The 12,948-nt window shown below is 53.3% G+C and carries 13 protein-coding genes and 1 tRNA gene; 3 read left to right on the top strand and 11 right to left on the bottom strand.

Annotated features, from left to right (window positions below):
* Positions 1-284: 284 nt before the first annotated feature.
* Together LVD14_RS14160 and LVD14_RS14165 are read left to right on the top strand one after the other, a co-directional pair.
* Positions 285-1,148 carry a ferritin-like domain-containing protein gene (locus tag LVD14_RS14160; protein ID WP_272907350.1) on the top strand — a complete coding sequence of 288 codons (864 nt, stop codon included), beginning with the start codon at positions 285-287 and terminating at the stop codon, positions 1,146-1,148.
* Positions 1,149-1,209: 61 nt separating this feature from the next.
* On the top strand, positions 1,210-1,971 hold the full coding sequence (locus LVD14_RS14165; protein ID WP_237134774.1) for an enoyl-CoA hydratase: 762 nt from the start codon (positions 1,210-1,212) through the stop codon (positions 1,969-1,971).
* A gap of 34 nt (positions 1,972-2,005) precedes the next feature.
* On the opposite strand, the gene LVD14_RS14170 is transcribed toward LVD14_RS14165, so the two are convergent.
* The 11 genes from LVD14_RS14170 to LVD14_RS14220 all read right to left on the bottom strand — a co-directional run bounded on the left by LVD14_RS14170 (position 2,006) and on the right by LVD14_RS14220 (position 12,195).
* Entirely contained in the window at positions 2,006-2,776 is a 771-nt protein-coding gene (locus LVD14_RS14170) for a molecular chaperone DnaJ (RefSeq protein WP_237134775.1), read from the bottom strand.
* A gap of 54 nt (positions 2,777-2,830) precedes the next feature.
* Complete coding sequence (locus LVD14_RS14175) at positions 2,831-3,577, bottom strand: VWA domain-containing protein (RefSeq protein WP_237134776.1); 747 nt, start codon at positions 3,575-3,577, stop codon at positions 2,831-2,833.
* Between the two features lie 118 nt (positions 3,578-3,695).
* Positions 3,696-5,018: a M56 family metallopeptidase gene (locus tag LVD14_RS14180; RefSeq protein WP_237134777.1), complete on the bottom strand. Its 1,323-nt coding sequence runs from the start codon at positions 5,016-5,018 to the stop codon at positions 3,696-3,698.
* Positions 5,018-5,419, bottom strand: a complete 402-nt coding sequence (locus LVD14_RS14185) for a BlaI/MecI/CopY family transcriptional regulator (RefSeq protein ID WP_237134778.1) — start codon at positions 5,417-5,419, stop codon at positions 5,018-5,020. The genes LVD14_RS14180 and LVD14_RS14185 overlap by 1 nt, the downstream gene beginning before the upstream one ends.
* 219 nt (positions 5,420-5,638) lie before the next feature.
* Positions 5,639-5,959 carry a cupin domain-containing protein gene (locus LVD14_RS14190; protein WP_237134779.1) on the bottom strand — a complete coding sequence of 107 codons (321 nt, stop codon included), beginning with the start codon at positions 5,957-5,959 and terminating at the stop codon, positions 5,639-5,641.
* A 78-nt stretch (positions 5,960-6,037) separates the two neighbouring features.
* A complete protein-coding gene (locus LVD14_RS14195) occupies positions 6,038-7,369 on the bottom strand; it encodes a DUF1302 family protein (RefSeq protein WP_237134780.1) in 1,332 nt (443 codons plus the stop codon).
* Positions 7,366-8,169 carry an outer membrane lipoprotein-sorting protein gene (locus LVD14_RS14200; RefSeq protein ID WP_237134781.1) on the bottom strand — a complete coding sequence of 268 codons (804 nt, stop codon included), beginning with the start codon at positions 8,167-8,169 and terminating at the stop codon, positions 7,366-7,368. The genes LVD14_RS14195 and LVD14_RS14200 overlap by 4 nt, the downstream gene beginning before the upstream one ends.
* A gap of 4 nt (positions 8,170-8,173) precedes the next feature.
* Complete coding sequence (locus LVD14_RS14205; protein ID WP_237134782.1) at positions 8,174-10,519, bottom strand: efflux RND transporter permease subunit; 2,346 nt, start codon at positions 10,517-10,519, stop codon at positions 8,174-8,176.
* 151 nt (positions 10,520-10,670) lie between these two features.
* A complete protein-coding gene (locus LVD14_RS14210) occupies positions 10,671-11,108 on the bottom strand; it encodes a MarR family winged helix-turn-helix transcriptional regulator (RefSeq protein WP_237134783.1) in 438 nt (145 codons plus the stop codon).
* 158 nt (positions 11,109-11,266) lie between these two features.
* Positions 11,267-11,351, bottom strand: a tRNA-Leu gene (locus LVD14_RS14215).
* 61 nt (positions 11,352-11,412) lie between these two features.
* Positions 11,413-12,195 (bottom strand): hypothetical protein, encoded by a 783-nt coding sequence (locus LVD14_RS14220; RefSeq protein ID WP_237134784.1) that lies wholly within the window; start codon positions 12,193-12,195, stop codon positions 11,413-11,415.
* A 152-nt stretch (positions 12,196-12,347) separates the two neighbouring features.
* On the opposite strand from LVD14_RS14220, the gene LVD14_RS14225 reads away from it, so the two are divergent.
* The gene (locus LVD14_RS14225; RefSeq protein WP_237134785.1) at positions 12,348-12,935 is read left to right on the top strand and encodes a superoxide dismutase; all 588 of its coding nucleotides are present in this window, start codon (positions 12,348-12,350) and stop codon (positions 12,933-12,935) included.
* Positions 12,936-12,948 lie beyond the last annotated feature (13 nt).

Below are 12,948 nucleotides of genomic sequence, written 5' to 3' on the forward strand. Positions count from 1 at the left end.
ACTATCAATTCCCGCCATGGTTACCAAGAGTTTAAGCACAGGCATCTGAGATTTTCCTAAAAATAATTTCCGGCAAACCTCCATCTTCCTGTCTAACATCCAGGTTAGGTATCTATGCAATGACGGCGGTAATCAATATGTACACAGGCACCAGTGTCAGCAATAAAAGGGCCATGAGTCATACAAATATAAGCTATTCAACTTCGCTTCAAAGCTCATTCCTCTTGGGCTATCTTGATGAAAACCCAGACACGTCCGGAACGCGCACTGAGACTCGCCAACGTATGCTTTACGAGTTGGCAAACGCACGGGTGTGGAATGTGCAGCAACAGATTAACTGGGACATGTCGAAACGCAGCTCTGCCTTTCCGGAGTGTAAAAGCGATGATCCTCTTGACGCCTACCAGCCTTACCAGTCACTTTCCCGAGAACGGCGTCGGGCGCTGAGCTGGCGTCGTCATGCGATGGAGCTCAGCGACATACTTCACGGCGAACAGGCCGCTCTGTTACTTTCAGCGCAATTGTTGTCGGTTGTACCCACCCCAGCAGCAAGACTGTTCATGAGTAGTCAGGTCTCAGATGAGGCCCGTCACGTAGATTTTTTTATTCAGTATATGGTCGCGGCGAAGCTTCCTGTTTCCGCGCCCAACAATCAGCTCGCGAGGCTTATTCATGGCGCGCTGCAAAGCCCGGACTGGCGCTATAAGTTCAGTGTATGCCAGGTCCTGATTGAAAGCCTGGCTCTGGCCAGATTCAGGGAGCTCAAAAGCAGTAGCCGCATACCGGCTCTGCAACAGGGGCTTGCGCTGATATTGCAGGATGAAGCCAGGCATGTGAAATTCGGCACTGACACATTGCATGAAGCTTTTGCAGATCTCACAGCAGAGGAGAGAGAACTCAGGGGCAGCCATCTGCTACACAGCGCCCTGCTGCTGATCGATACAACACACAGTAGCGCGGTACTGGCGCGTGAAGGTCGCTGGGATGCCGCACACCTCCGACTGCACCTGCGACAATACCGTATTCGCCACCCTGAAATTGCCCGCCAGAGGCTGCGGCAACTCAGCCTGAACATGAGCTCTGCGGGCCTTATGACTGACAACGTGCGCAAGCGCCTTGAGCGTATCACCAGCCCTACCAATAGCTGACTGCTTGCTCTACAATCGGGTGTCTGGCTGGCCTAATCATTCATTTATCAGAGCGGTACCCATGATCACATCACCCGATCCGAATATTAGCTATCAACTGACACACGGCGTTTTTGTAATGCAGATTCAGCGCCCTGAAAAAAAGAATGCGCTGACACAGACCATGTACCAGGCATTGGCTCAGGGCATTTCGGCTGCTGAAAAAGACGACGACGCGCGGGTGATTCTGATTCGGGGTTCTGAGGACTGCTTCACCAGTGGCAACGACGTCAATGACTTTGTTAAATCGTCTGACGTCGGCACAGAGCGTCCCTCTGTTCAGTTCATGAAGGCCATCGCACATGCGGGCAAACCAGTTGTGGCGGCGGTCGGGGGGCTTGCCATCGGTATTGGCACCACCATGCTGCTGCACTGTGACCTTGTGTATGCGGCTGAGGATGCCTACTTCCAGCTGCCATTCACTCGTCTGGGTCTGTGCCCAGAGGCCGGCTCCAGTGCCCTGCTGCCGCAGATCCTGGGCCACCAGCGCGCCAGCGAGCTGTTGTTGCTGGGTGATCGTTTCTCCGCCGCCAAAGCCCATCAGTATGGCATGGTGAATGAGGTGCTGCCTTCGGCCGGATATCTGGAGCACGCCATGGCCAAGGCGACAGAACTGGCGAAACTGCCTGCCGATGCGGTGCGCACCTCAAAAGCATTGATAAAGCGCAACCAGGCATCGCCAATGAACGATACAATTCAGGCTGAACTGCTGCAATTCTCACGACTGCTGCAATCACCTGACGCCCAGGCGATTTTCCAGGCATTTCTTAACAAAAAGAAATAAGCCCCGGTTTAGCCACTGGCCCAGCTGTTATTAATCAGGCTCGTTTTCCCAGCAAAACATCACGAGCCTCATTAAGCCGCTGCGCCAGGTAAGGCGAACCTCCCCGGTCCGGGTGCAGCTTCTGCATCAGGCGCCTGTGGGCCGCCACGATTTGCTCTCGGGTGGCACCCGCCTCAAGCCCCAGTATTTCCAGCGCCAGTGACTCGGACATTGTATCGCTGTCTTGATGTGCACGTTCACCGCCCGTCTGGCTTGAAGCCGAATCGGCCTGCTCACGCCAGTCTGGATGCATCCGGTCCAGATAGGCTTCCAGCAATTGCAGGGTATCAGCGTCGTCCTGGCTCTCCTGCGCCAGTTCCAACAGGTCCGGAAGACCCAGTTGCGACAGTCGCTTGCCCTTAAACTGACCTTGCAGGACTCGCCCGTCCATTGCCCCAGTGCTGTGCTGCAGCTCCATCGCCAGCCAGTCAGTTTTAACTGTAGAGCTGCCAGAGCGACGTCCACCGCTGCCAGCAGGCCCTGAACCCGTCGAGGAGCGCCGTAGACGTAACATGGACGCGAGCTGCATCAGCCAGTGGGCATTGCGCATCGCGAATGTAAGCAGGAATATGATTGGTGCCAGTACTGCCTGCACTGGCAGTCGTCCCATCAGGATAAGGGCCAGTACAAGCACCAATACCGACGTCAGTGCAACCAGCCAGCGAAACTGCTGTTTTGTGAGTGAGTAATGTTGCCTGACGCGCAACAGCCCCCACCAGGCAAGCCCTATCAGCAACAGCGGGCCCAGCAGTCTAATAATCAACAACGATGCAGTCTCCCAATCGTTTTAAGCAGCAGGTGGAACAATCAGGCTGGAAGCTTAACCGGATAGCTGTTGGCCAAGCAATTTTACTGAAGGGTGGGCACGACGACTGAAATCCTCCAGCGCCTTGATCCCGCCGCTGGCGTACACCGCAACGGCCTTCAACAGGTCACGCAGCTGCTCCGCACTGCCGTGATCAAAGGGCGAATAGGCACCGCCGGAAAGCCGCGCCATCTCAACAAAACAGCGTTGTGCAGTAATATCCTGACCTTCCTGAAAAACAAACAGAGGAACACGCAATAAGCCCAGCTCGCCGGCATGCTGGCACAACACATCCATGCTCTCTTCCATGCAATCACCGACGTATACCACTGCATGCACTTTCTCACGGCGTGTTTCAGTCTTTACGTGCTCCAGCAGTCTCTCGATCTTGGTGATGCCCGCCTGGCAGCGAATGCCTGTCATCTGTGGTAGCAACTGTGAGGAGTCACCGTACCAGTCGCTGGCACGAAACTCGGCAACGCCCCTGAAATAACAAAGTTGAATCTGCAGGCCGCCCAGGCTGCTGGCACTGGCAAACATGTCAGCCTGAAGCTGCATGGCCTTGTCCCAGGTCGCCTCGCGGGAGGCGGTGGCATCCAGTGCAAAAATCAAACGACCGCTGCGGCCATTCGTGTTCACCGGAGGCATAGACTTGACCTGCTGGAGGAACTGGCTGACTTCCGGACGTTTGGCAGGAACAGTGCCCTTGGGTTCTGATACTGACTGCTTTTTTCGGTCAATCAGTTGCTTGAGATCTTTCATTCGCCGCCTCTGGGTGTCCGGCATCAACGTGTTCAACGCCGTAAAGCCCCAGCATAACAAAGGCAGCGAAGCAGCGCAGCCCGGCCGTGATCACCAGGGCTGCGCAAATACAGAGCGATTATTGTGCAGCGTCAGGATTCTGCAACTGATAGCGGAACACATACTGCACATTCGGTACGTCCACAGCCTGACCGGCCACCACCCGCGGCCGAAAGCGGAACTGTTTAGTGGCCGCCACGGCCGTGTGATCGAATGTGTAAGCAGGTTCCGCATCAAGCACCCGAACCGACTCCGAGTCCACCATACCATCCGCCGTCACGGTGAATCGAACATGCACCCAACCCTCAATCCCCTCATCGGCTGCCTGCTTTGGATACATTGGTTCTACAGTGTTCAGTGGAATCATTTCCTGATCCACTTCACGAGCGTCCGGGTTAGGTTGCTCCTGTGCCTTCAGCACCTGATGGCTTCCCACAATGCCCATCATGGCAACGGACAGCATGACGACTGCCGCCAGCGTTCTACGTGCACTGCGTTTCGATTCCTGACTACTCATGACGTTCTCCTCAAGCACTCGGCTTATTCTTTGTTTGAGAGTATTTCGATCGTGCATTGTCTGCACCAGCAGCTGGCTGGTGAGTCTGGAACGCCGGGCATGGATACAGCCTGTTGCCACGCCCAGCAAGCTTTCTGCGTAATCTGGGCCCGCCCGACCGGTACGTAGCACAGCAGCATCGCAGCTGTTTTCTGAGGCTTCATGCAGGCGCCTGACGGCAAACCACACCAGAGGGTTAATCCACAGCGCACACGCGATCAGATAGGACACCAGGGACGTTATCCAGTCCAAACGTTTGATGTGGCAGAGCTCATGAAGTAAGACATCCCTGAGTACGGCCTCCGACCAGTCGTCGGCCGCTGCAGGCAATAGGATTTGAGGTCGAAACAGCCCAAAAGAAACAGGTGAGTCCAGGTCCCGGCCCACACGAACACTAACCAGTCGAGCAATCTGCAACTCGGTGGCAAGCCTGGCGGTCTCTGCTGTCACTCGCGGATCAGTTACCATGCGGGCACTGCGGGTCAGCCGGCGCAGCCGCAACGCGGCGACTCCCAGACGCATGGCCAACAACATCGCGACAATCACATACAAGCCAGCCATCATGTCAATAAGGGTTAGTTGACTACCTTGCTGAGTAGCCCCACTTGTTATCTTGAGTTCAAACAGTGCGCCAGCCGCAGCAGCTGACGTCTCCTGACTCAACATCCACGGCACCACGACCGGCATCACCGGCATCAAGGCCAGACAGAACATGCAGCCAAGCCACAACAAGTGGTGACTCTCGGCACTTTTTCGGCTGGCGAACAGACTGGCTGCCAATGCAAACACCACAACCAGCACGACTGACTTGCCGACCAGGTCCATAATCCAGATCATCTGTTCCATTATTGATCTCCCCCGCTTTTGGATTTACGCTGCTTGTGTGCCTGGATCATGGATTTCAGTTCATCCAGCTCCTCGTCTGTGAGGTCATCAATAGACATATCCAGCAAGGAGTTCACCGCCAGATAAGGCGAATCATCAAAGAAGGTCTTGACCACATTACCCAGTGCAGACCGGGAGGCTTTCTCTCGTGCTACCAATGGAAAATAGACGTACTTCAAGCCGCTCTCTTTGTGACCGATGTGCCCTTTTTCCACGAGCTTGCCCAATAGCGTCCGTACCGAAGAATAGCTGGGGGGATCTTCCATCAGGTCCATCACGTCTTTGACGCTGGCATGCTCAAGCCGGTAGAGAATATCCATAATCTGGCGCTCGCGGCGGCTTAACTGGTCGGCTTTGGTCATCTGTTGCTCCCGGCTGGTGTTCGGTTTACAAACATATCTGTTAAATATTTAGCATGGTGCTAATAAAATAACACAGCAAAGAATCTGTCAAGCTTTAATTGCTAAATTTTTAACAGGCAGGGCGAATTGCATGGGAAATCGGGATCACGCTCGCAGGTATGGACTCACGCATGACTGGTTGCATGTTGATCTTCGCGAAAGCAACGACAGGACACGCTGTCAGCGATAAAACACCGCCAGCCAGACTGTATTGTGTTCCGGGTCTGTCCACGCTACCCGGTGACGGCAGTGTGCAGGAATATTGATGTAGTCGCCGGCAGCCAAGCGCACATCTGGACTGTTTTCGAAGGCGAGGATTGCACTGCCCTGCAGCACCATGACCCACTCATGTTCATCCTGGTCGTACCACCCTTCCGTGGGAGATGTGTGCCCCCGAGAGACGATGCGCTCGATGCGCACAGCAGGCGTATTGAGTATTTCGTCAAACTGCTCGGCGTCAGTCCCGTCAGGCACCCTGGCAAACAGATTGCTAACTTTCATTTACTCGCTCGCAGGCTTCGCTGTTTCCGACACATAGATGTAATCGCTTCAAGATAACACCGGCAGACGACGCGATCATCAAAAACTGTACTCCAACCCCAGTGAGAACTGATCCAGATGTCTAAACTGTCCAAAAACACCTGAGGCGCGGCCATAGGGAATATCCAGCATGGCCTGAAGGGTAATGTGACTGCGCAGCCTGTAATCCCAGGCCAGCTGGAAAATCCCATCATGCTGATCCAGTGAGTGAATCACCAGCATTTCTGCTGTTTGCGTATGCCCGAACAAGTCACCTCTAATCAACAGCGTCGCCCGATCCTGCCGACGCTCCCGGATCAGACCGCTTCGATAGTCAGGCAGGTAACTGCTAAACAGCTGCGTACTAATCAACCAGTCACTCACACCACTGTAGTCGACACCTACCACCGAGCTGACTTCTGGTGACCTGGACCATCCAGTTATAATTGACTCATCGGCATTCGGATAATACTGCCGGGTGTCGTATCCGAATTCGGCACGCAAGGTGAAGTCACCGAAAGCGTTTGATAGCGATCCTCCCAATGTATGGGTTCGGTAATAGATGGGTTTCACACTTACGTGCGTATCATGCGACTGCCTTTCCAGAACCGGTTGGTCGTTATAGTGATAAAGGTAGTTAAGGCTGACGTCCCAGCCCGCGATGAACGATGTAACCTGCGTCCCAAAATCCGCATCGGATATCGGGTCATCAGGCCTGTCTGCTTCTAACCAGTGTGTATCCGGTTGCATCAGAAAAGCAGGCGGACGAATTGCGAAGGCAGCGCCCGGCACAGGCATTTGCTCATAGCTTGTATCCGGCAGCCAGATAAAGGAAGCCATCCAGTCTCCGACGGGTCTTTCAATGTTCACGGCCCACAAGGGTATACGTCTTTCATCCCGATCTGGCAGCACGAACTCTCGCATAGTGACGGGATTGACGACATCAAGCACCTCAAGGCCAATGGCGGCTCCCCAGGCAATTGTTTGTTTCCCCATCCGAAAGAAGGTGTCTCCAGCATAACCATCTACATAGAATTCTAGTAATTCAGCTTCGCCGCGATCACCGAATTCATGGCGGCGACTCCAATCACTACGGTACTTGCTATCGTTTGTGCTACCTGGTTCCAGCCGATCACGTTCGTCAAATCGCAATCGCCCTTCCATGTGCAGACGTAGATCACCCGGCAATGTCAGATCGAGTTCGGGTAACAGGCTGTGCTGCAGAACCCTTAGATCAACGTTTTCCAGGCCTTGTGTAAGACGCAGCTTGTATTGTCCACGCCATTCTGCATCAAGGCCGGACCATACACTCGTCCATGGTCCGACCAGTTCTGCATTGCTCACCGGACTGACACTCCACCACAGGGTACTGAGCAAAAGCTGCCATTTCATCGCAGCCCCCGCTCCAGCATTTGCTGATTAAAAATGCGATCAGGCACATCTGTCTGGTAATCGATATTCTCAAACAGCAATCGGGTCTTGTGGTTTGTTTTGTGATTGACTACCGTGACCTCGGTTACTGTCCAGATACCATCTATTTGCTCTATACCGGCATTGTGTATGGTTTTCAGGTGATTGCCGTTCACATCCCAGTATTCACTGTGCCTGGACATCTGGATCTCACGATCAACCGAAAGCACGATGCGTGAATAGCCAAGCTCACGAGCTACAGCCTCATTGATGGGCACTGCTTCAATTTCGGTCACCGGCACACCGTCAATCACCGTATCACCCACTATCGTATAGTGATAATCGTCAATTTCGATTTTGTTCTCTTTCTTGATTTCATCATAGGTCAGGTCCGTGCCCAAAAAGTAGTCACCGCGGTCAGACGCAGAGATACGTCGCACCTTTCCCAGCGCAGGAAGATACAACCACTGATCATCCTCTGTGCCTGCGTCCGGATAGTCCCAGGTCAGGAAACCAGTACCGCGAACATTGCTGGGTTCTGTGTAGAAAATGACGGTTCTTTTTTCATCACCAAAATATTTTCGATAACCCGTGGTTTTCTCCACGCGGGTTATTCCCCGACGGTCAGTCAATTCGAACGTGGCATCTCGCGTCACATGATTCCCATCCTCTCTGGCATTAACGGCTTCGATAATGCCACGAGCGGATGCATCAAGGTCGGCGGCATTGAGCAATACGGGTAATGCCGTAAGCAGGCTCAAAATCGTTAGGGAGAATTTCATGTCGTTACTCCTTTTCAGTCTGATTCGAATGCAGGAAGGCAGGTTTAAAAACCAATGCCATGGCTGGTAACAGCGTCATCGCCGCCAAAAATGCGGATGCAACGGCCACTCCAACCAGAGCACCAAAGCGAACCAGCGGCGGAACCGTGGATGTCATCAAGACGCTGAACCCGAGGGCTATGGCCAGGAAATTAAAAAGTTGCGCCCGTCCGGTGGACGCATAAAGTGTCACAAGGCGCTCGTTCCATGAGCCCGTTACCGCCGAGATTTTCTCCTGCATGCTGTGCAGTGTATGAATGGAAAAATCCACACCCAGGCCGATTGCGATGGATGCAAACATGGAGGTGCTGACACCCAGCCAGATACCGCTTACGCCCATCACTGCGTATACAAAAAGCACTGCCATGCTGACCGGAACGGTGGCAAACAGTCCGGCTACCAGAGAACGAAAAAGGATAGATGCCATCAGAAACACCGCTGACAGGCAAAGCACGATACTGAGCAGGTTGGATTTCACGATGCCATCAATCCAATGATAGTCAACGTTCAAGTCACCGGTTAATGTTGCAGAGGCCCCGGCAACCGGGTAGGACTCATTCAGGTGCTCGGTGACACGCTGAACCAGTACAGAGTTGTCCTGATAGCGATTCACAGCCACGTTGGCACGAATCAATGCCAGTCGCCGCTCGCCATCAATTTCCTCCTCAAAGTCCGAAGGATCTCCCGACGCTGAGTACAGCAGAAACAACTGTGCGATAAGGTTTTTATTATCGGGAATACTGTAGTAGTCAGGATCATCCTCATTGATCGCCTGATGCATACGTTTAATGTAGTCCACGATAGATGTCGTGCCCCCCACGTTGGGTAGCGTTTCCAGGTATCGTTGTGTCTGATCAATCTGTCGAAGCACAGCCGGTTCCAACACACCTTCTGCCTGCTCTGTCTCTATCATCACGTCAAGGTAATACGTACCATCCATAAGGCGATTAATCGTCCTGTCGGCGATATGGATGGGCTCCTCAGTTCGAAAGCTGTCAATCCTCTCCTCGTTTGCCACTACAAACATGGCACCCACAGTGGCGATAACAGCAATCAGTGTGCCCGTCACAACAACGCCTAGCGGCCAGTTCACTACGGCAGTACCAAACCGATGCATCAGGCGGCCAGTCACATTTAATGACAGCCCTCGTTCTTCGGTTGCAGCACGAAAACTTCGGCTCTGCTTTGGTTTCAACATGCTGAGAATGGCAGGCAGAGTCGTCATTGAGAACAGCCAGGCCAACCCTACGGCCCAGGCCCCAAAGATGCCGAAATAATAGATAGGCGGCATCGTGGTAGTTAAAGCCAGAGCGAAAAATCCAGCCATGGTCGTTAGCGTGGTTAAGGTCACTGGTTTCCACATGGCAGACATGGCACGTTGCGTAACCGTCTTGCCATCTGCCAATGGGTCTTTGCTGATTTCTTCGTAGTACTGACTGAAAATGTGTACCGAATCCGCGACGGCTATACCAATCATGCAGACAATCAGTCCGTTGGTAATGACATAGAAACTCACGCCTGACGCAGCCATGGCGCCAACCGTACCGCCGGCAGTAAGCAACACAATCAGGTTGGGCAGCAAGGTGCCACGCAGTGTTCTGAACGCAAGTAGCAGCACAATAGTAATGACAACGGCTGCCAGTGGGTTGAGTCGGCTTGCATCACTGTCAACGTAAGTAGAGAGATAGGCAGCTACCGCGCCCTCACCGGTAACATGCAGGGCGTCGCCTGGTGATGCCGGCGCCTCTTCCAGTAATGTCATGATTTCCTGGTAGGTCTCTGTTGCCAGGTCCGGATCGATCAGTTCACCTATCACGACTGTCGCTTTTCCATTTCTTGCCACCAGCGACCCCTGATACAACGGGAAATTATCAACGCCAGTTTTAATGCGGTCGACATTAGCCTGGGCAACTGGCAAGGTCTCGAAGAAGTCATCAACTTCCATACCCGAAGCAGTGCCAGTGATTGACGACTCGGTCGCCAGTGACGTCACCTGGTCCGGGTCGATATTCCCCACTCGCATCAACTGATCCGTAATCCAGGCCACCAGATTCAGTGAGCCCGGGTTATAGATACCGTCTTTACCTTCGTTCACAACCGCGATGACAATCGGGTCCGCCAGACCAAAAATCTCTTCTACACGCTCTCGATTCAGTAGCGCCGGGTCTAGCGGATCGATAAAAGCATCTGAACTGGTATCACGAGTGAGCTTTGGCGCATTGACAGCCAATACACCAAAAAACAACAACGAGATAATCAATGTTGGCCAGCGCCAGCGAATCAGTTGTGAAAACACTCTGTTACCTTGCATGTCTGTCTCCTTAAGCTGAGCAAGCATCTGCTTGCTGCCAATTACGTCAGTCTCTTTATTCATGTCGTGTATATACACTTTGTAATATATAAAAAAACCCCTCTCATTGGACTGCGCCCCGTTCCGGCGTTTCAGTCATTAAAAGGGGTTGTTAATCGTCACCGAAAGCAACATCCAGCAACCAGTCCTTGTTCTCGTCCCAGCGTTCTTTACCAACGCGATTTTCAAATCGAGTCTGCACTTCCCGCCAGACGGGCAACGCCTTTTCAAGGAGCGCCTCACCTTTGGCTGTCAGCTCCATCTGCTGCTCGCGGCGATAACCTTCAGGACCCAGTCGCACCCAGCCTTTCGTTTGCATCAGCTCCAGTGTGCGCACCAACGATGTTCGCTCCATCGCCAGACCATTGGCCAGCTTCGACGTAGAGCTGGGTTTATGTCCCTTGATAGTGGCCAATACCGTAAACTGGGTGATCTTGAGACCCAGTGGCTTGAGCGCATCATCGTAGTCACGAGTCACGCGGCGAGCGGCAGCCCGGGCACGGTAACAGGCGCAATTGCTATAAACGTCTTCAAGGATTGTTTTGTTCATGGCGGGCATCTTATACCGTGTATATACACATGTAAAGCCCTGTGTGGTCACATTGAATTTCAAACAGAACATGACTGAGGCACGACGTGCATCAATCGTTAGTCCTGGGTAACGGGAAAAAGCAAAGATACTGAGCGAAGGATAAGTGAGTTATTTAATGGTGCGGACGGAGAGACTCGAACTCTCACACCTTGCGGCACTGGAACCTAAATCCAGCGTGTCTACCAATTCCACCACGTCCGCCTTGAGAAAGGCCGCGCATTATATAGCGGCGCGGCCTGCTCTGCCAGTGCTCTGGTTTCGATTAATCCTGGGCGACCGCTTCAATCTGCTGCTGCAGTCGCTGCAGGGCCTGGTTGGACTGCAGACGGTAGGCATCAATCGCCTCAATCGCCTCTTCAACGCGCATCAGGCGATCGTTAAGACCACCTGAGGCATTCTCGGCAGTACTGATGGTTGCGCGTAGATTGACCAGCTCCTGAGCCACGCCCTGCAGGTTTTGCACCTGCCCGTTCAGTGTATTCAGGCGCTGCGACACCTGACTGGTCTCCTGACGCACGGCTGCGATGTCTCGCTGCGCGCCCTCAGCCAGTGAGGACACATTGACCACTCGCTGGTTGGTTTCTTCAATCGCCGTGAGGTTTTCCTGTGAACGGGTCTCAACATTGGCAACTCGCCCGGTGAGATCGTCGACATTGCTGTTGGTGGCATTTCGTGCCGCCCACAGTTTATCGATCTCCGAGAAATTAAAGTCCAGACGCTCAATGATATTGCCTGTGGTTTCCTCCGCGCTGTCACCGACCAGGGCAAGTCTGTCTTCCAGGTCCAGAATACGGCGCTCTGCCTGATCAAGCTGCTGCAGGGTGGCCTGATAAACCGTATAGCCGGCGTAGGCACCACCTATCAGCGCCAGCGACAATATACCCAGCATGATGCGTACCGGCCAGGTGGATACCTTTACCTGCTCGACATAGGAGGTCGTTTTTACCAGGTCTGGCTGACGACGGCCTTTCTGGCGGGATGCTACCTCATCCTTCGGCACCGACATCGAAGGAATATCATCACCAATATCGTCGTTATCTCGCATCACTCAATTCCTCAGTACAGGGTTACCGCCTATTGTAGACGCATTCAGGGGCTGCCAGCAAAGCCTGTCCAACAGTGGCTTGCCTTGAATCACCGGCCTTTGTGCATTATGCTCACTGGGTCTAGTTCAATCCAAAACAAGCTGAGGATGCTATGAAATTAGAACTACCTGAACTCCCGTATGCGGCCAATGCACTGGAGCCGCATATGTCGGCGGAAACCTTCAGTTTCCACCATGGCAAACACCACAACACCTATGTCGTCAAAGGCAATGAACTGCTGGCTGACGCCGGCATCGACGCCGATAACCTGGAAGATCTGGTCCGCGAATCAGCCAAAGTAGGCGGCCCACTGTTCAACAACGTCGCCCAGGTGTACAACCACAATTTCTTCTGGAAAAGCATGACACCTAATGGTGGTGGCGCGCCAACCGGCGCAATTGCCGATCGCATTAATGCTGATTTTGGCAGCTATGAAAATTTCAAGAAAGAATTCGTGAATGGCGGTGCCGGCCAGTTCGGCAGCGGCTGGGTATGGCTGGTTGAAGACGGTGGCAAACTGAAAGTCGTCAAGACTCCGAATGCCGAAACACCGCTGACCACCAGCGCCAAGCCCATCCTGGTCTGCGACGTGTGGGAACATGCCTACTACCTGGATTACCAGAATCGTCGCCCTGACTTCCTGAACAGTTTTGTCGACAACCTGATCAACTGGGATTTCGCTAACGAAAACCTGGCTTAATCAGTGATCTCGA

Origin of the sequence: Pseudohongiella sp. O18 (assembly GCF_021729085.1) — a bacterium.
Lineage (GTDB): Bacteria > Pseudomonadota > Gammaproteobacteria > Pseudomonadales > Pseudohongiellaceae > Pseudohongiella.

Coding starts and splice junctions, on each gene's coding strand:
- LVD14_RS14175 (WP_237134776.1), bottom strand. CDS start 3,577: ATGAAAGATCTCAAGCAACTGATTGACCGAAAAAAGCAGTCAGTATCA.
- LVD14_RS14180 (WP_237134777.1), bottom strand. CDS start 5,018: ATGGAACAGATGATCTGGATTATGGACCTGGTCGGCAAGTCAGTCGTG.
- LVD14_RS14200 (WP_237134781.1), bottom strand. CDS start 8,169: ATGAAATTCTCCCTAACGATTTTGAGCCTGCTTACGGCATTACCCGTA.
- LVD14_RS14185 (WP_237134778.1), bottom strand. CDS start 5,419: ATGACCAAAGCCGACCAGTTAAGCCGCCGCGAGCGCCAGATTATGGAT.
- LVD14_RS14225 (WP_237134785.1), top strand. CDS start 12,348: ATGAAATTAGAACTACCTGAACTCCCGTATGCGGCCAATGCACTGGAG.
- LVD14_RS14205 (WP_237134782.1), bottom strand. CDS start 10,519: ATGCAAGGTAACAGAGTGTTTTCACAACTGATTCGCTGGCGCTGGCCA.
- LVD14_RS14210 (WP_237134783.1), bottom strand. CDS start 11,108: ATGAACAAAACAATCCTTGAAGACGTTTATAGCAATTGCGCCTGTTAC.
- LVD14_RS14220 (WP_237134784.1), bottom strand. CDS start 12,195: ATGCGAGATAACGACGATATTGGTGATGATATTCCTTCGATGTCGGTG.
- LVD14_RS14195 (WP_237134780.1), bottom strand. CDS start 7,369: ATGAAATGGCAGCTTTTGCTCAGTACCCTGTGGTGGAGTGTCAGTCCG.
- LVD14_RS14165 (WP_237134774.1), top strand. CDS start 1,210: ATGATCACATCACCCGATCCGAATATTAGCTATCAACTGACACACGGC.
- LVD14_RS14160 (WP_272907350.1), top strand. CDS start 285: ATGCTTTACGAGTTGGCAAACGCACGGGTGTGGAATGTGCAGCAACAG.
- LVD14_RS14190 (WP_237134779.1), bottom strand. CDS start 5,959: ATGAAAGTTAGCAATCTGTTTGCCAGGGTGCCTGACGGGACTGACGCC.